15 protein-coding genes are annotated in these 16,787 nt (G+C 54.3%); 10 read left to right on the plus strand and 5 right to left on the minus strand.

Features of this window, described 5'->3' with window-relative positions:
• Positions 1-145 precede the first annotated feature (145 nt).
• Together ACKI5T_RS13840 and pbpG are read left to right on the plus strand one after the other, a co-directional pair.
• Positions 146-733: a Yip1 family protein gene (locus tag ACKI5T_RS13840; RefSeq protein WP_407438148.1), complete on the plus strand. Its 588-nt coding sequence runs from the start codon at positions 146-148 to the stop codon at positions 731-733.
• 168 nt (positions 734-901) lie between these two features.
• The gene (gene pbpG / locus ACKI5T_RS13845; protein ID WP_015959732.1) at positions 902-1,849 is read left to right on the plus strand and encodes a D-alanyl-D-alanine endopeptidase; all 948 of its coding nucleotides are present in this window, start codon (positions 902-904) and stop codon (positions 1,847-1,849) included.
• On the opposite strand, the gene ACKI5T_RS13850 is transcribed toward pbpG, so the two are convergent.
• Entirely contained in the window at positions 1,850-2,404 is a 555-nt protein-coding gene (locus ACKI5T_RS13850) for a GNAT family N-acetyltransferase (protein WP_015959731.1), read from the minus strand.
• A 94-nt stretch (positions 2,405-2,498) separates the two neighbouring features.
• On the minus strand, positions 2,499-4,265 hold the full coding sequence (gene dld / locus ACKI5T_RS13855) for a D-lactate dehydrogenase (RefSeq protein ID WP_407438150.1): 1,767 nt from the start codon (positions 4,263-4,265) through the stop codon (positions 2,499-2,501).
• A 188-nt stretch (positions 4,266-4,453) separates the two neighbouring features.
• Here dld and bglX point away from each other — a divergent pair, with 188 nt between their 5' ends.
• From bglX to ACKI5T_RS13880, 5 genes are all read left to right on the plus strand, one after another.
• A complete protein-coding gene (gene bglX / locus ACKI5T_RS13860; RefSeq protein WP_407438191.1) occupies positions 4,454-6,751 on the plus strand; it encodes a beta-glucosidase BglX in 2,298 nt (765 codons plus the stop codon).
• Between the two features lie 146 nt (positions 6,752-6,897).
• Positions 6,898-7,815: an ABC transporter substrate-binding protein gene (locus ACKI5T_RS13865; protein ID WP_407438152.1), complete on the plus strand. Its 918-nt coding sequence runs from the start codon at positions 6,898-6,900 to the stop codon at positions 7,813-7,815.
• Positions 7,816-7,827: 12 nt separating this feature from the next.
• The gene (locus ACKI5T_RS13870) at positions 7,828-8,985 is read left to right on the plus strand and encodes an ABC transporter permease (protein ID WP_407438153.1); all 1,158 of its coding nucleotides are present in this window, start codon (positions 7,828-7,830) and stop codon (positions 8,983-8,985) included.
• On the plus strand, positions 8,978-9,928 hold the full coding sequence (locus tag ACKI5T_RS13875; protein ID WP_407438155.1) for an ABC transporter ATP-binding protein: 951 nt from the start codon (positions 8,978-8,980) through the stop codon (positions 9,926-9,928). The genes ACKI5T_RS13870 and ACKI5T_RS13875 overlap by 8 nt, the downstream gene beginning before the upstream one ends.
• The gene (locus ACKI5T_RS13880) at positions 9,912-10,649 is read left to right on the plus strand and encodes an ABC transporter permease (RefSeq protein WP_407438157.1); all 738 of its coding nucleotides are present in this window, start codon (positions 9,912-9,914) and stop codon (positions 10,647-10,649) included. Before ACKI5T_RS13875 ends, ACKI5T_RS13880 begins: the two co-directional genes overlap by 17 nt.
• On the opposite strand, the gene ACKI5T_RS13885 is transcribed toward ACKI5T_RS13880, so the two are convergent.
• Both ACKI5T_RS13885 and mlrA read right to left on the minus strand, forming a co-directional pair.
• Positions 10,624-10,737, minus strand: coding sequence for a protein YohO (locus ACKI5T_RS13885; protein WP_015959724.1), 114 nt, complete (start codon positions 10,735-10,737; stop codon positions 10,624-10,626). The two genes, ACKI5T_RS13880 and ACKI5T_RS13885, sit on opposite strands and share 26 nt — an antisense overlap.
• A 79-nt stretch (positions 10,738-10,816) precedes the next feature.
• Entirely contained in the window at positions 10,817-11,548 is a 732-nt protein-coding gene (gene mlrA, locus ACKI5T_RS13890; protein WP_407438159.1) for an HTH-type transcriptional regulator MlrA, read from the minus strand.
• 219 nt (positions 11,549-11,767) lie between these two features.
• Here mlrA and ACKI5T_RS13895 point away from each other — a divergent pair, with 219 nt between their 5' ends.
• From ACKI5T_RS13895 to ACKI5T_RS13905, 3 genes are read left to right on the plus strand one after another with little or no spacing between them, the layout of a single operon-like run.
• Positions 11,768-13,456, plus strand: coding sequence for a sensor histidine kinase (locus ACKI5T_RS13895; RefSeq protein ID WP_015959722.1), 1,689 nt, complete (start codon positions 11,768-11,770; stop codon positions 13,454-13,456).
• Positions 13,450-14,169: a two-component system response regulator BtsR gene (gene btsR / locus ACKI5T_RS13900; RefSeq protein WP_015959721.1), complete on the plus strand. Its 720-nt coding sequence runs from the start codon at positions 13,450-13,452 to the stop codon at positions 14,167-14,169. The genes ACKI5T_RS13895 and btsR overlap by 7 nt, the downstream gene beginning before the upstream one ends.
• 45 nt (positions 14,170-14,214) lie before the next feature.
• The gene (locus ACKI5T_RS13905; protein ID WP_015959720.1) at positions 14,215-14,682 is read left to right on the plus strand and encodes a DUF1456 family protein; all 468 of its coding nucleotides are present in this window, start codon (positions 14,215-14,217) and stop codon (positions 14,680-14,682) included.
• A 32-nt stretch (positions 14,683-14,714) separates the two neighbouring features.
• Here the strand turns inward: ACKI5T_RS13905 and metG are convergent, their stop codons facing one another.
• Entirely contained in the window at positions 14,715-16,748 is a 2,034-nt protein-coding gene (gene metG, locus ACKI5T_RS13910; protein WP_235133698.1) for a methionine--tRNA ligase, read from the minus strand.
• Between the last annotated feature and the right edge of the window lie 39 nt (positions 16,749-16,787).

Here is a 16,787-nt window from a genome sequence, read left to right on the forward strand (position 1 = left end):
CGCTTTAATCATACACCCTGTCAATCAATGGTGTCGTAACCAACGCCGTTCCGTATCCGTGGCATTTTTTAAGCTGTACAGAAAATAATCGAAACCCTGCATTATACTGACAGTATCGCTTGCGGGCTGACAATGAGGGGGCTGTATGAACCATGTCTGGGGACTTTTTTCCCATCCCAATCGTGAAATGCACGTTATCAGAAGTGAGAACGAAACGGTCGCGCATCATTACACGCACCATGTCCTGCTCATGGCGGCAGTCCCGGTGATATGCGCTTTTATCGGTACCACGCAAATCGGCTGGAATTTTGGCGATGGCAACATCGTAAAACTGTCCTTGGTGACCGGCCTGGCACTTGCGGTGATCTTCTACGGCATCATGCTGGCGGGCGTGGCGATCATGGGGCGCGTTATTTACTGGATGGCGCGTAACTATCCGCAGCGCCCATCATTAACGCTGTGTATGGTTTTTGCGGGTTACGTGGCAACACCGCTGTTTATGAGTGGTATCGTGGCGCTCTATCCGCTGGTCTGGCTGTGCGCGCTTATCGGCACTCTTGCGCTGTTTTACACCGGTTATCTGCTGTTTGTCGGTATCCCGACCTTCCTGAATATTAATAAAGAGGAAGGGTTAAGTTTCTCGGGATCGACGCTGGCAATCGGCGTACTGGTGCTCGAGGCGCTGCTGGCGCTGACGGTGATCCTGTGGGGTTACGGCTATCGCCTGTTCTAACCTGAATGCATTGCTGGCGTAAATGCCAGCAATGCAGCATCTGTTCACGATTCTTCGCTGGCGACATGCGTCCGGCACAGCTATGATGCCTTTGCCAGCCTGTGTCCGCGCGTTTTCACAGGAGGCGTACGTCATAACGTGCATGAATAATTATCAGAAGTTTCCCCCATGCTGAAATTCCGAGTTTCATTACTTAGCCTTGCGCTGATCCTGGCGGTGCCCGTTGCCGTACCTGCGATCGCGAAAACACCTGCACTGACGACTGCCGCTCAACCGGAAATAGCTTCTGGTAGCGCGATGATTGTTGATCTGAACACCAACAAAGTGATCTATTCCAGTCACCCGGATCTGGTGCGTCCGATTGCATCGATTACCAAATTAATGACCGCGATGGTGGTGCTGGATGCACGGCTGCCGCTGGATGAGAAACTTAAGGTTGATATCAGCCACACGCCGGAAATGAAGGGAATTTACTCTCGCGTGCGTTTGAACAGCGAAATCAGCCGTAAAAATATGCTGCTGCTGGCATTGATGTCCTCGGAAAACCGTGCGGCAGCAAGCCTGGCACATCATTATCCTGGCGGTTACGACGCGTTTATCCGCGCGATGAACGCGAAAGCGAAATCACTGGGAATGAAAAATACGCGTTTTGTGGAGCCGACGGGTCTGTCGATTCACAACGTGTCGACCGCGCGCGATCTGACCCAAATGCTGATCGCCAGCAAACAGTATCCGCTGATCGGACAGCTCAGCACCACGCGTGAAGAGATGGCCACGTTTGCGAATCCGGCTTACACGCTGCCGTTTCGCAATACTAACCATCTGGTTTATCGGGAGAACTGGAACATCCAGTTAACCAAAACGGGCTTTACCAATGCGGCGGGTCACTGTCTGGTGATGCGTACCGTATTCAACGGTAAACCGGTGGCGCTGGTGGTGATGGATGCCTTTGGTAAATACACCCACTTTGCAGATGCGAGCCGTCTGCGGACGTGGATCGAAACCGGCAAAGCCCAGCCAGTACCGGCGGCAGCGCTGAGCTATAAAAAGCAAAAAGCCGCGCAAATGGCCTCGGCTTCATCTTCAGCGGGTGAACAAACCGCGCAGAACGATTAATTATTCCGGCAGCGTCCAGTCACCGTCGTTGAGTGGACGCTGCATGATCAGCGTATCCCGCCAGTTCCCTTTCTTGTAGCCCACGCTCCTGAGCTGTCCGGCCACTTCAAAACCATGCTTTTTGTGCAGGCGAATAGAGCCTGAATTGTTGTGCCCGTCACCCACCACCGCGATGATTTGTCGCCAGTGACCTTGTTCGCAGCGGGCAATCAACGCATCCATTAGCGCGCTGCCAAAACCCCGGCCGGTAGCGCTGGCATCGACATAAATCGACTCTTCAAGCGTATAGCGATAGGCAGGGCGAGCGCGATACAGCGAGGCATAGCAATAACCCACCACCACACCACGATAAAGCGCCACCAGCCAGGGTAAACCCTCGGCGGCGATGTCGCGCATGCGCTGGCGCATTTCATCAATGGCGGGAGGGACTTCTTCAAATGAGGCGCGACCGTTCAACACATGCCAGGCATAGATTGCGGCAATCGCGTGGACGTCGTCAGGCTGGGCGTCGCGCACCTCAACTTCACTCGCAGATAAGATCTCAACGGCCGACATGGCGGGCTTTCTCCTGGAAGAAAAAAGCCGGAGAAACGTTTCTCCGGCGCGATGTCGATACTCTAGTACGATTGATACGTGCTTAACAATATTTTCAGTGAGGCTTTACGGCTTGTTCAGAGGCTTGCGAATCTGCATCTTCTGAATCGACCGCTTCACGCCAGTATTTATGCTTTGTCGTTTTACCGATGCCGGGGTTCATGCTGTTTGTCGGATCATTCTCGCGATAAAAACGCTTAAGCGTATCGGGCGCTTCATACAAATGGCCGACATTATGTTCAGCAGGATACTGCGCCCCGCGCGCGCGCAGCAGTTCTAGCATTTCGTCTTTCAAAGCATGCGCATCGACACCCTTTTTGACGATGTAATCCTGATGGAAAACATGGCACATAAAGTGGCCGTAATAGAGTTTATGCACCAGTTTACTGTCGATCTCAGGCGGCAAATGTTCAAACCATTCGGTATCGTTACGTCGCAGGGCAATGTCCAGCGCCAGAATGTCTTCGACCTCTTCGGAATGGACGGCCTGATAGCGAATCGCCGCGCCTGCCGCCGCGAAGCGGTGTAAAAATGCTTTGCTGCCTTCTTCCGGCGTACAGGCGAAGAAATCGCCTTCTGCGGTTTTGAAGAATTCGCTCAGCCAGGTTTGCGCTTCGGCAATCCCGTCGCCCGCCATCTTCAACAGTAGATGGTGTTCGTATTTATCCCGCCAGCTTTTCATGCGCGGCGGCAAATGCGCCGGGAAGGCGTGGCCCAACTTCTGCATAAAACGATCGGTAAAATGCGGTTTAAACAGTGAGACTTTACCCAGCATCGCGTCGGCGCGGCCTTTCATGGTGAAGAAGAACGGCATTTTATCGGTGCCGAGCTTGTCGATCATCAGGAAGGTGTCTTTGCCGTAGCGCTCAGCGATATCGTAAATATCACGGTGCATGTATTCGCCCGCCACCGGCAGATTCGCGAATTCACCCAGAATATGGCGACGGATTTCCGTCAACACGTCTGGCTGGTTGGTGCCGATATAAAAGACCTGCTGTTTCTTCTCCGCGGGGAAAGTGTCCAGACGCACGGCGAAGACCGCCAGCTTGCCCGCACACCCGGACGATTCAAACAGACGATCCGGATCGGCGTTGTAACGCGCCGGGGTATCGGCTTCGATATCCCGCACGCGGGTAATGTAATCATGATCGTGGGCGTGACGACCGTCGTGCTGAACGTCAGCGTCTGTCACGCGCTCGTCGTCGAGCTTGCTGAGGATCTGCTCAGGCGTGACGCCGAGATTGATGCCGAGATGGTTCACCAGCGTCAGTTTGCCGTTTTCGTCAATACGCGCATACAGCGACATTTCAGTGTAAGCCGGCCCGCGCTGCACCAGCGAACCGCCGGAGTTATTGCAGATCCCACCGACTACCGATGCGCCAATACAGGATGAACCAATTACGGAATGCGGTTCGCGACCGAGTGGTTTCAGCGCTTTTTCCAGCGAATAAAGCGTCGTGCCAGGATACGCCAGCACCTGCTCACCTTTATCCAGCACATGCAGTTTATCGAGTCGCAAGGTGCTAACAATGACGATATCGCGGTCATAATCATTGCCGTTTGGCGTGGAGCCTTCCGTCAGACCGGTATTCGCCGCCTGCATCAGAATGATTTTGTCGGCTTCGACGCAGGCCGCCAATACGCGCCACAGGTCCAGCAGCGTACCCGGGAAGACCACAGCCAGCGCCTCGCCCTGACCGGAACGAAAACCTTTGCGATAACGGGCCGTTTTTTCCGGGTCAGTCAGCAGGTGAGAGTGGCCGACCAGCCGCGACAATTCGTTAATGAATGCGTTGTGATGTTGAGTCCGAACAGAAGTCATTTTCCACTCCTTGTGGTGGGGCAAATTTCTCGCTGTAAAGCATAGCGCGATTAACTATTAAGCGAACAAGTATTCATGAGAAAAATCAGAGAATAACCCTGCAACGTTTTAAGGGTTTGTGGCACACTGCGCTTTTCGCACGGTCTGGCCGAGTTTTCCGGCGGTTGATGATGAGAGAGTACAACAACATGAAATGGCTTTGTTCTGTAGCTGTCGCAGTAGGTCTGGCGCTGCAACCCGCGCTCGCTGACGATCTGTTTGGCAATCACCCGTTAACCCCGGAAGCGCGCGATAAATTCGTCAACGAATTGCTCACGAAAATGACGGTCGATGAGAAAATCGGCCAGCTGCGTTTGATCAGCGTCGGACCGGATAACCCGAAAGAAGCGATCCGCGACATGATTCAGGAGAGTCAGGTCGGGGCGATTTTTAACACCGTGACCCGTGAAGACATCCGCAAAATGCAGGATCAGGTAATGCAGCTAAGCCGCCTGAAAATTCCTCTGTTCTTCGCCTACGATGTGGTCCACGGCCAGCGTACCGTTTTCCCAATCAGCCTCGGTTTAGCGTCCTCTTTCAATCTGGATGCGGTCAGAACCGTTGGGCGTATTTCTGCCTATGAAGCGGCGGATGACGGTCTGAACATGACCTGGGCGCCAATGGTCGACGTCTCCCGCGATCCGCGCTGGGGTCGTGCGTCAGAAGGTTTTGGCGAAGATACCTACCTCACCGCGACCTTGGGTAAAACCATGGTAGAAGCGATGCAGGGTAAAAGCCCGGCGGATCGCTATTCGGTGATGACCAGCGTTAAACACTTTGCGGCGTATGGCGCAGTCGAAGGTGGTAAAGAGTACAACACTGTAGATATGAGTCCGCAGCGTCTTTTCAACGACTACATGCCGCCGTACAAAGCCGGGCTGGATGCCGGTAGCGGCGCGGTAATGGTGGCGCTGAACTCTCTGAATGGCACGCCAGCGACCTCAGATTCCTGGCTGCTCAAAGATGTTCTGCGCGATCAGTGGGGCTTTAAAGGCATCACCGTTTCCGATCACGGCGCGATTAAAGAGTTAATTAAGCATGGCGCGGCGTCCGACCCAGAAGACGCGGTACGCGTGGCGCTCAAAGCCGGTATCAACATGAGCATGAGCGACGAGTATTACAGCAAATATCTGCCCGATCTGGTGAAAACCGGCAAGGTCACGATGGCTGAGCTGGATGACGCCACACGTCATGTGCTGAATGTAAAATACGACATGGGCTTGTTTAACGATCCGTACAGCCATCTGGGACCAAAAGATTCCGATCCGGCAGATACCAACGCAGAAAGTCGTTTGCACCGCAAAGACGCGCGTGAAGTGGCGCGCGAAAGTCTGGTACTGCTGAAAAACCGTCTCGACACGCTGCCGCTGAAAAAATCCGGCACCATTGCGGTCGTTGGTCCTTTGGCTGACAGCAAACGTGACGTGATGGGGAGCTGGTCCGCCGCCGGTGTGGCCGATCAATCCGTTACCGTGTTGACGGGGATTAAAAACGCGCTGGGCGAAAACGGCCAAGTGGTTTATGCCAAAGGCGCGAACGTCACCAACGATAAAGACATTGTGACGTTCCTGAACCAGTACGAAGAGGCGGTGAAAGTTGATCCGCTTTCTGCACAGGCGATGATCGACGAAGCCGTCAGCGCGGCGAAACAGTCTGACGTGGTGGTTGCCGTCGTCGGTGAAGCGCAAGGCATGGCGCACGAGGCGTCCAGCCGTACGGATATCACCATTCCACAAAGTCAGCGCGACCTGATTACTGCGCTGAAAGCCACCGGCAAACCGCTGGTGCTGGTGCTGATGAACGGGCGTCCGCTGGCGCTGGTCAAAGAAGATCAGCAGGCTGACGCGCTGCTGGAAACCTGGTTTGCGGGTACCGAAGGCGGCAACGCAATTGCTGATGTGCTGTTTGGCGATTACAACCCATCGGGCAAACTGCCGATGTCCTTCCCGCGCTCGGTCGGGCAGATCCCGGTGTACTACAGCCATCTCAATACTGGCCGTCCTTACAATGCGGATAAGCCAAACAAATACACATCGCGCTACTTCGACGAAGCGAACGGCCCGCTGTATCCGTTCGGCTATGGTCTGAGCTACACCACCTTCAACGTCTCTGACGTGAAAATGTCGGCACCGTCTCTGAAGCGTGACGGAAAAGTGACGGCCAGTGTGGAAGTGACCAACACCGGTAAGCGCGAAGGCGCGACGGTCATCCAGATGTACGTTCAGGACGTCACCGCGTCGATGAGCCGTCCAGTGAAACAGCTGCGCGGCTTCGAAAAAGTGGATCTGAAACCGGGCGAGACGAAAACCGTTAGCTTCCCGATTGATGTGGACGCGCTGAAGTTCTGGAATCAGCAGATGAAATATGACGCTGAGGCTGGCAAGTTTAACGTCTTTATCGGGGTGGACTCCGCTCGCGTGAATAAAGGCGAGTTCGAACTGCTGTAATTTCTCCTGCCCATGAATCCCCCGCCAGTCGGGGGATTGTTCTTACCTTATGCTAAAAACGCATTTTGTCGGTTAAATCCCCCGTTTTAAACTACGCTTTTCTCTCAAGCCTCTGATAAAGGCGATAAAAAAATGAGGACAGCGGAATGACAATCTCAAAGCGAGTTTTAGGCTCTGCGGCGTTACTGGCGGCACTGAGTCTGCCCTTGCAGGCGGCCGAGCCGGTGAAAGTCGGATCGAAAATCGACACCGAAGGGGCGTTGCTCGGCAATATTATTCTCCAGGTCCTGGAAAGCCACGGCGTCAAAACGGTCAATAAAGTGCAGCTTGGCACAACGCCCGTCGTGCGCGGTGCGATCACCTCTGGTGAGCTGGATATCTATCCGGAATATACGGGCAACGGCGCATTTTTCTTCAAAGATGAAAACGATGCGGCGTGGAAAAATGCCAGCGCAGGCTACGAGAAAGTGAAAAAACTCGATGCCGAGCAGAATAAGCTCATCTGGCTAACGCCAGCCCCGGCCAACAACACCTGGACCATTGCCGTGCGCAAAGATCTGGCTGAGAAAGGCAAGCTCACGTCCCTTGACGATTTAAGCCGTTATCTGAAAGACAAAGGCGATTTTAAACTCGCCGCATCGGCAGAATTTATCGAACGTTCGGATGCGTTACCGGCCTTTGAAAAAGCGTACGATTTCAAACTCGACCAGAAACAGCTTCTGTCCCTGGCGGGTGGTGACACCGCTGTGACGATTAAAGCCGCAGCGCAGCAAACCTCTGGCGTGAATGCCGCGATGGCGTACGGTACTGACGGTCCGGTTGCCGCGCTGGGGCTGCAAACGCTCACCGATCCAAAAGGTGTCCAGCCGATTTATGCACCTGCGCCTGTTGTGCGTGAAGCGGTGCTGAAAGCCTATCCGCAGATCGGCGACTGGCTGAAGCCGGTGTTTGAAACGCTTGATGAAAAAACGCTGCAACAGCTTAACGCGAGCATTGCAGTGGAAGGGCTGGATGCTAAAAAAGTGGCGGCAGATTACCTGAAGCAAAAAGGTCTCGTGAAGTAACAGGGAAAAGTGGTGCCGATAAAATGTCATAACCGCGTATTGCTGCTGCTGGCGTGCTTTGCGCTGGCAGCGTGTGCGCTGCCGTTCGTGAATTTTGCGCCTAATCGCCTGGTCTCTGGCGAAGGGCGTGCGGTCTGGCAGGTATGGGCGTTTTCGCCCATTTTGTTGGGGCTGTCTCTTGTGCTGATGGCGTTGCTGTCGTTCTGGCGGGGGCGTCCGTCGCTCCTTTTCACGTTGTTACTTTGCGAATCTCTTTTCGCGTTACTGGTGTGGAGTGCCGGTCTGGCCGCCACGCATCTGAGCACGGTTGAAAGCCCGCTTGCACGAACGTCAATCGGTAGCGGATTGTGGCTGTGGGTAGCCCTGTGCCTGCTGGGCTGTAGCGATGCCATTCGCCGACTCACTCAACAGCCGCTCTGGCGCTGGCTACTGAATGCGCAAATCTGGATCTTGCCCCTGTTGATCGTGTTTAGCGGCGAGCTGAATTCGCTTTCGTTACTGAAAGAGTATGCCAATCGCCAGGATGTGTTTGATGACGCGCTAGTCCAGCATCTCACCATTCTCTTTGGTACGTTGATTCCGGCGCTGCTGATCGGCGTACCCATTGGCATGTGGTGTTATCGTCATCCCACTCGTCAGGGTCCGATTTTCGCAGTGCTGAACGTGATTCAAACCATCCCTTCTGTGGCTCTTTTTGGTTTGCTGATTGCTCCGCTCGCCGGGCTGGTGAAATCCTTTCCTGTACTCTCTTCGTTAGGTATCGCCGGAACCGGACTGACGCCTGCGCTGATTGCGCTGGTGCTGTATGCGCTGCTGCCATTGGCGCGCGGGGTTCTGGCAGGATTAAGCCAGGTTTCGCCGGATGTGCTGGAAAGCGCCAGCGCAATGGGCATGAGCCAGAGTCAGCGTTTCTGGAAGGTACAGCTCCCGATAGCCTTGCCGCTCCTGCTGCGTAGCCTACGTGTGGTGACGGTACAAACCGTCGGCATGGCGGTGATTGCCGCGCTGATTGGTGCCGGCGGTTTCGGGGCGCTGGTTTTCCAGGGGTTACTCAGCAGTGCGCTGGATTTGGTTTTGCTTGGCGTCATTCCAACGATCGCGTTGGCGGTGGTCATTGACGCCGTCTTTACCTTGTGGCTCGCCCTGCTGAAAGGGAAAAATCATGATTGAATTTCATAATGTGAATAAGCATTTTGCCGGGCAGCCCGCGGTGCGCAACCTGAACTTACGCTTTGAAGAAGGGGCGTTTTCGGTGCTGATTGGCACTTCCGGATCCGGAAAATCCACGACGCTCAAGATGATCAACCGGCTGGTGGAACATGACAGCGGACTGATTCGTTTTGCCGGGGAGGAGATCCGCAGCCTGCCGGTGCTGGAGTTGCGCCGCCGCATGGGATATGCCATCCAGTCGATTGGCCTGTTCCCGCACTGGACGGTGGCGCAGAACATTGCCACCGTGCCGCAACTGCAAAAATGGTCGCGGCAGAAGGTCGCCGAACGGGTGGATGAGCTGATGGCGCTGCTGGGCCTTGAGCCGCAGTTACGCGAGCGTTTTCCGCATCAGCTTTCCGGTGGTCAGCAGCAGCGCGTGGGTGTAGCGCGAGCGCTGGCGGCAAATCCCCAGGTGCTGTTGATGGATGAACCGTTTGGCGCGCTGGATCCGGTCACACGCGGCGCGTTGCAAACCGAGATGACGCGTATTCACCGCATTCTGGGGCGTACCATTATTCTGGTCACGCATGATATCGACGAAGCGCTGCGGCTTGCTGACCGACTGGTGTTAATGGACAACGGTGAAGTGGTGCAGCAGGGAACACCGCTGGAGCTGCTAACTCGTCCGGCGACCGATTTTGTCCGTGAATTCTTTGGCCGCAGTGAGTTGGGCGTTCGGCTGCTTTCTCTGCGCACGGTTGGGGAATATCTGCGTCCCCAGAATCACAGCGTGACGGGCGATGCACTTCAGATTCAGATGAACCTGCGTGATGCGCTTTCAGCGTTTGTCGCCCGGCAATGTGAAGTGTTACCGGTGGTGGATGAACACGGCGTGCCATGCGGTACGCTGTATTTTCGCGATCTGCTGGCGGGGGAGGTGGCGCATGAAGTGGATGCGTGATCCGCTGCTGTGGCTGGTTGTAGTATTTGTCGCGCTGCTGGAATGGATGCCGCATAGCGGTGCGTTGTTTGGTGCGCTATTTCCTGAATTGCCCCGACCGGTCTATCTGCAGGAGAGCTTTATCAGCCTGACGCTGGCGCATTTTTGGCTGGTGGGGGTGTCGAGTATCATTGCGATTGTGCTCGGCGTTGGCGCGGGTATCGCGGTGACGCGCTCCGCAGGTAAAGAATTTCGTCCGCTGGTCGAGACCATTGCTGCCATTGGTCAGACGTTTCCGCCGGTGGCGGTGCTGGCAATTGCTGTTCCGGTGATCGGGTTTGGTCAGGAACCGGCGATTATTGCGCTGATTTTGTATGGTGTGTTGCCGATTTTACAGGCAACGTTGGCGGGGCTGACGGCCGTTCCCGCAGCGGTGGTGAGCGTCGCAGAAGGCATGGGCATGAGCGCCGGACAGCGTCTGAGAAAGGTTGAACTGCCGCTTGCTGCCCCAGTGATTCTGGCGGGGATCCGAACGTCAGTCATTATTAATATCGGCACGGCGACCATTGCATCAACCGTAGGGGCGAATACGTTAGGCACGCCGATTATCATCGGTCTGAGCGGATTTAATACCGCTTATATTCTGCAAGGTGCGGTACTCGTTGCGCTGGCGGCGATTGTGGTCGATCGCGGTTTTGAGCGACTGGCGCGGTATATCAGCCGACACCGCCACGCACGATAAATGAGTAACCGGCCAGCATGACGCCGCCGATGCCGCTGATTGCCATTAAGGCGAAGAGAGTAATGGCGGCCACTTTGGTTGCCTTCATGTTGTGCTCCTTTTGTTAACCGTCCAATTATACGGTGAAGCACGTCTGTTAATGAACCATTAAATGCCGTGAAGATGAATTACGGGCCAAGAGTAATAACCGGATAACCATGCTCTCGCCATTCGCTCAGCAGTTGCTGCTGTGCGGCCGTCGGAATATCGCCGCACCAGACAAGCAGCGTTTGCCCTTCGAACAGCTCTGGACGCAGCTGCGGCAAGGAGTGCGCCAGCACGTCGACGCGCCAGCCTTGCTGAGTCGCAATCCACGCCTCAAGCCACAGGCGAGTCGTGTCGTGCACATTCCAGCCAACGACCAGCGCATCTTTGCCACTTTTCTTGCGTGCCGATGAGAGGCACACGGAGATGTAATTGATCAGCACGCCATCCAGCATGCTCAGCAACGTCTGCAATGTCGGTTGCTGGGACTGAAGACGACGGCGAAGCGGGATAAAGAGGTGAGCGATCAGCGTCTGGGCGGGATAATCGCGCCCTTGTTCCTTGATCCAGGTGCGCAAACGCTGAAGGTTGCCGGCCTGCAGAAACCTAAGCAACGTCTCTTGATGCTCGCGCCATTCATTTTGACAACCGGAGTCATGCTCGGTTAACAGCGCCTTGACCTTGCTGACTTGTACGCCATTATCGATCCAGCTTTTGATCTCGCGGATACGGTCAATATCCGCGTCGTTAAACAGGCGGTGTCCACCGTCGGTTCGCTGCGGTTTCAATAATCCGTACCGTCGCTGCCAGGCTCGCAGTGTCACAGGATTGATATCACAAAGCAGTGCCACTTCACCTATTGTGTACAGCGCCATGTTCGCCCCCTGGCTTGCGCGTCCCCAGAATAACTGTAGACGCTGATTCTCGAACCAGGAAAAATCGACCGTTTTTTGTACAAATAATGCGAAGGATGGACTATCTCCGGGTAAACGATGTGATACCGGGCACGAATTACACCTTTTTTGGATTGCTTCAAAGAAAGTTAAGGTGCATCAGTGTATGTTACGCGTTTTTGGAAAGTGCGGTTTTCGGGTATGTACGAATTTAATCTGGTGTTGCTGCTGCTTCAGCAGATGTGTGTTTTTTTGGTCATCGCGTGGCTGATGAGTAAAACGAGGCTGTTTATTCCGCTGATGCAGGTGACCGTTCGCCTTCCGCACAAACTCCTTTGCTACGTCACTTTCTCCATTTTCTGCATTCTGGGGACCTATTTTGGTCTTCATATCGAAGATTCTATCGCCAATACTCGCGCTATCGGTGCCGTGATGGGCGGGTTGCTCGGTGGCCCGCTTGTCGGTGGGCTGGTGGGATTAACCGGCGGATTACATCGCTACTCGATGGGGGGGATGACGGCGTTAAGCTGTATGATCTCCACCATTGTTGAGGGGTTGCTCGGCGGTCTGGTTCACAGCTACATGATCAAGCGCGGTCGCCCGGATAAAGTCTTTAGCCCGTTAACCGCCGGGGCGATAACGCTGGTGGCCGAACTGGCCCAAATGCTGATTATCCTTCTGATTGCGCGTCCCTTTGAAGATGCGCTGCATCTGGTCGGGAGCATTGCGGCACCGATGATGGTGACAAATACCGTGGGTGCGGCGTTGTTCATGCGCATCCTGCTCGACAAGCGCGCCATGTTTGAAAAATACACTTCGGCGTTTTCCTCAACCGCGTTAAAAGTCGCCGCGTCGACAGAAGGCATTTTGCGGCAGGGTTTTAACGAAGAGAACAGCATGAAAGTGGCGCAGGTGCTGTATCAGGAGCTGGATATTGGTGCCGTCGCCATTACCGATCGCGAGCGGTTACTGGCATTTACCGGAACAGGCGATGACCATCATTTGCCGGGTAAACCCATTTCGTCCGCTTACACTCTGCGGGCGATTGAAACGGGCGAAGTGGTCTATGCCGACGGTAACGAAGTGCCTTATCGCTGCTCACTGCATCCCCAGTGCAAGCTCGGCTCCACGCTTGTTATCCCGCTGCGGGGTGAAAATCAACACGTGATGGGGACCATTAAATTATACGAGGCTAAAAACCGCCTGTTCAGCTCCATCAACCGCACTCTGGGTGAGGGGATTGCGCAACTGTTATCGGCGCAAATCCTGGCCGGGCAATACGAGCGTCAAAAAGCGTTGCTGACGCAGTCGGAGATCAAATTGTTGCATGCGCAGGTAAATCCGCATTTCCTGTTTAATGCGCTGAATACGCTGAAGGCAGTGATCCGGCGCGACAGTGACCAGGCGGCGCAGCTGGTGCAGTTTCTGTCGACCTTCTTCCGTAAAAATTTGAAACGCCCGTCGGAGATTGTCACGTTGGCTGATGAGATTGAGCATGTGAATGCGTATCTGCAAATCGAGAAAGCGCGATTCCAGTCGCGCTTGCAGGTGTCGTTATTTGTGCCGGATGAACTGGCGCATCAGCATCTTCCGGCGTTTACGCTGCAACCGATTGTTGAAAACGCGATTAAACACGGGACATCCCAGCTGCTGGGCACCGGTGAGATAAGCATCACGGCCAGCCAGTTTAATCATCATCTGGTGCTGGATATTGAAGATAATGCCGGACTGTATCAGCCTGCAGCCGTAGCGGGCGGGCTGGGAATGAGTCTGGTGGACAAACGCCTGCGTGCGCATTTTGGCGATGACTGCGGAATCACCGTCGCCTGCGAGGCAGACAGCTTTACCCGTATTACCCTAAGATTGCCGCTGGAGGAAAACGTATGCTAAGAGTGCTGATTGTTGATGATGAGCCGTTAGCACGGGAAAACTTGCGGGTTCTGCTCCAGGAGCAGAACGATATCGAAATCGTGGGCGAATGCGCGAATGCGATTGAAGCTATTGGCGCAGTGCATAAATTGCGCCCTGACGTACTGTTTCTGGACATTCAGATGCCGCGCATTAGTGGCCTGGAAATGGTCGGAATGCTTGACCCCGAACATCGCCCGTATATCGTTTTTCTGACGGCGTTTGATGAGTATGCGGTGAAAGCGTTTGAGGAACATGCGTTCGATTATTTGTTGAAGCCGATTGAAGAGAAGCGGCTCGAAAAAACGCTTAACCGTTTACGCCAGGAGCGAACCGTGCAGGACGTCTCGCTGCTTCCCGAACATCAGCAGGCGCTGAAATTTATCCCCTGCACCGGTCATAGCCGAATTTATCTCCTGCAAATGGACGATGTGGCTTTCGTCAGCAGCCGCATGAGCGGCGTTTTTGTCACCAGCGCTGAAGGCAAAGAAGGCTTTACGGAGCTGACGCTGCGCACGCTCGAAAGCCGTACGCCGCTGATACGCTGTCATCGCCAGTATCTGGTGAACATGGCACATCTGAAAGAGATCCGTCTGGAAGAGAACGGCCAGGCTGAACTTGTGTTACGCGCAGGGCAGACGGTGCCAGTAAGCCGCCGCTATCTCAAGAGCCTGAAAGAGGCGATTGGACTGTAAAACTGGTACACTGCGCCCATCGCAATACCGAAAGTTGAAGGCATTATGTTAAGTAACGACATTCTTCGTAGCGTGCGCTACATCCTGAAATCTAATAACAACGATCTGGTGCGTATTCTCGCACTCGCCGAAGTGGAAACCACGCCGGCAAATATTACCAGCTGGATAACCAAAGAAGACGAAGAGGGGTTTGTTCGCTGCCCGGACATCATTCTTTCGTCGTTTTTGAATGGCCTGATTTACGATAAGCGCGGTAAAGCAGAAGACACGCCTCCGCTGTCGCCAGAGCGTCGGGTTAACAACAATCTCGTGTTGAAGAAATTGCGTATCGCATTTTCCCTCAAAACCGATGATGTGATGGCGATCATGACCGAGCAGAAATTCCGCGTGTCGATGCCGGAAATTACCGCCATGATGCGTGCGCCGGATCATAAGAATTACCGTGAATGCGGCGACCAGTTTTTGCGTTACTTCTTACGCGGGCTGACCAATCGCTTGCACAAGAAAGCATAAAAAAAGCCGGAGATAATCTCCGGCTTTTTTATTTATTTCACCTGCTGACCAGGCTTGGCGCCTTCGTCAGGGCTTAACAGGAAGATGTCTTTCCCGCCAGGACCTGCGGCCATCACCATCCCTTCAGAGATACCGAAACGCATTTTTCGAGGCGCAAGGTTAGCGACCATCACCGTCTGACGACCAATCAGTACCTGCGGATCCGGATAGGCAGAACGAATACCGGAGAAGACATTACGCTTCTCACCACCCAGATCCAGCGTGAGGCGCAGCAGTTTGTCGGAGCCTTCAACGAATTCCGCATTTTCAATCAGCGCAACGCGCAAATCGACTTTCGCGAAATCATCAAAAGTGATGGTTTCCTGAATTGGGTCATCCGCGAGCGGGCCCGTTACGGGAGCGGCTGCCGCTTTCACTTCTTCTTTCGACGCCTCAACCAGCGCTTCGACTTGTTTCATTTCGATCCGGTTGTAGAGCGCTTTAAAGGTGTTCACCTTGTGGCTGAGCAACGGCTGCTGAATAGCATCCCAGGTCAGTTCGGTGTTCAGGAACGCTTCTGCACGTTCAGAGAGCGTTGGCAGAACGGGCTTCAGATACGTCATCAGCACACGGAACAGGTTGATGCCCATGGAGCAAATCGCCTGCAGATCCGCATCGCGGCCTTCTTGCTTCGCCACCACCCACGGTGCCTGCTCGTCGACATAGCGGTTAGCTAAATCGGCCAGGGCCATAATTTCGCGTACGGCTTTGCCGAACTCGCGTGCTTCCCAGGCTTCGCCAATGGTCGTCGCTGCGTCGGTGAAGGTTTTATACAGCGCAGGGTCAGCCAGTTCAGCCGCCATGACGCCGTCAAAACGCTTGCCGATAAAGCCTGCGTTACGGGACGCCAGGTTGACCACTTTGTTCACGATGTCTGCGTTTACGCGCTGGACGAAGTCTTCCAGATTCAGGTCGATATCATCAATGCGAGACGAGAGCTTCGCGGTGTAGTAATAGCGCAGACTGTCGGCGTCAAAGTGGTTCAGCCAGGTGCTGGCTTTGATGAACGTACCGCGAGATTTGGACATCTTCGCGCCGTTGACCGTGACGTATCCGTGCACAAATAAATTGGTTGGCTTGCGGAAACCGCTGCCTTCGAGCATGGCCGGCCAGAACAGGCTGTGGAAATAAACGATGTCTTTGCCGATAAAGTGATACAGCTCGGCGTCGGAATCTTTTTTCCAGTATTCGTCGAAGCTGGTAGTATCGCCGCGCTTGTCGCACAGGTTCTTGAACGAGCCCATGTAGCCAATTGGCGCATCCAGCCAGACGTAGAAGTATTTACCTGGCGCGTCAGGAATTTCAAAGCCGAAGTAAGGCGCATCGCGGGAAATATCCCACTGTTGCAGACCGGATTCGAACCACTCCTGCATTTTGTTCGCGACCTGTTCCTGCAGTGCACCGCTGCGTGTCCACGCCTGCAGCATTTCACTAAAGGACGGCAGGTCGAAGAAGAAGTGCTCAGAGTCACGCATCACTGGCGTCGCGCCAGACACCACGGATTTTGGCTCGATAAGCTCGGTTGGGCTGTAAGTTGCGCCGCACACTTCGCAGTTATCGCCATATTGATCCGGAGATTTACATTTCGGGCAGGTGCCTTTCACAAAACGATCCGGCAGGAACATGCCTTTTTCTGGATCGAACAGCTGAGAGATGGTGCGGTTTTTAATAAAACCGTTCTCCTTCAGACGGGTGTAAATCAGCTCCGACAGTTCGCGGTTTTCGTCGCTGTGCGTGGAGTGATAGTTGTCGTAGCTGATATCAAACCCGGCAAAATCGGTCTGATGCTCCTGACTCATTTCGGTAATCATCTGCTCTGGAGAAATACCCAGTTGCTGTGCTTTCAGCATGATTGGGGTGCCGTGGGCATCGTCCGCGCAAATGAAGTTTACCTGGTGGCCGCGCATTCGCTGGTAACGGACCCAGACATCAGCCTGGATATGCTCCAGCATGTGGCCGAGGTGGATTGAACCGTTTGCGTACGGCAGTGCGCACGTTACCAGAATTTTTTTCGCGACTTGAGTCATAGTGGGCATTACTTCTTTTAACTGTAAAAAGGGCTTTTG

This window comes from Lelliottia sp., assembly GCF_045627565.1.
Taxonomy (GTDB): Bacteria; Pseudomonadota; Gammaproteobacteria; order Enterobacterales; family Enterobacteriaceae; genus Enterobacter.

Coding starts and splice junctions, on each gene's coding strand:
- ACKI5T_RS13840 (WP_407438148.1), top strand. CDS start 146: ATGAACCATGTCTGGGGACTTTTTTCCCATCCCAATCGTGAAATGCAC.
- pbpG (WP_015959732.1), top strand. CDS start 902: ATGCTGAAATTCCGAGTTTCATTACTTAGCCTTGCGCTGATCCTGGCG.
- ACKI5T_RS13850 (WP_015959731.1), bottom strand. CDS start 2,404: ATGTCGGCCGTTGAGATCTTATCTGCGAGTGAAGTTGAGGTGCGCGAC.
- dld (WP_407438150.1), bottom strand. CDS start 4,265: ATGACTTCTGTTCGGACTCAACATCACAACGCATTCATTAACGAATTG.
- bglX (WP_407438191.1), top strand. CDS start 4,454: ATGAAATGGCTTTGTTCTGTAGCTGTCGCAGTAGGTCTGGCGCTGCAA.
- ACKI5T_RS13865 (WP_407438152.1), top strand. CDS start 6,898: ATGACAATCTCAAAGCGAGTTTTAGGCTCTGCGGCGTTACTGGCGGCA.
- ACKI5T_RS13875 (WP_407438155.1), top strand. CDS start 8,978: ATGATTGAATTTCATAATGTGAATAAGCATTTTGCCGGGCAGCCCGCG.
- ACKI5T_RS13880 (WP_407438157.1), top strand. CDS start 9,912: ATGAAGTGGATGCGTGATCCGCTGCTGTGGCTGGTTGTAGTATTTGTC.
- ACKI5T_RS13885 (WP_015959724.1), bottom strand. CDS start 10,737: ATGAAGGCAACCAAAGTGGCCGCCATTACTCTCTTCGCCTTAATGGCA.
- mlrA (WP_407438159.1), bottom strand. CDS start 11,548: ATGGCGCTGTACACAATAGGTGAAGTGGCACTGCTTTGTGATATCAAT.
- ACKI5T_RS13895 (WP_015959722.1), top strand. CDS start 11,768: ATGTACGAATTTAATCTGGTGTTGCTGCTGCTTCAGCAGATGTGTGTT.
- btsR (WP_015959721.1), top strand. CDS start 13,450: ATGCTAAGAGTGCTGATTGTTGATGATGAGCCGTTAGCACGGGAAAAC.
- ACKI5T_RS13905 (WP_015959720.1), top strand. CDS start 14,215: ATGTTAAGTAACGACATTCTTCGTAGCGTGCGCTACATCCTGAAATCT.
- metG (WP_235133698.1), bottom strand. CDS start 16,748: ATGACTCAAGTCGCGAAAAAAATTCTGGTAACGTGCGCACTGCCGTAC.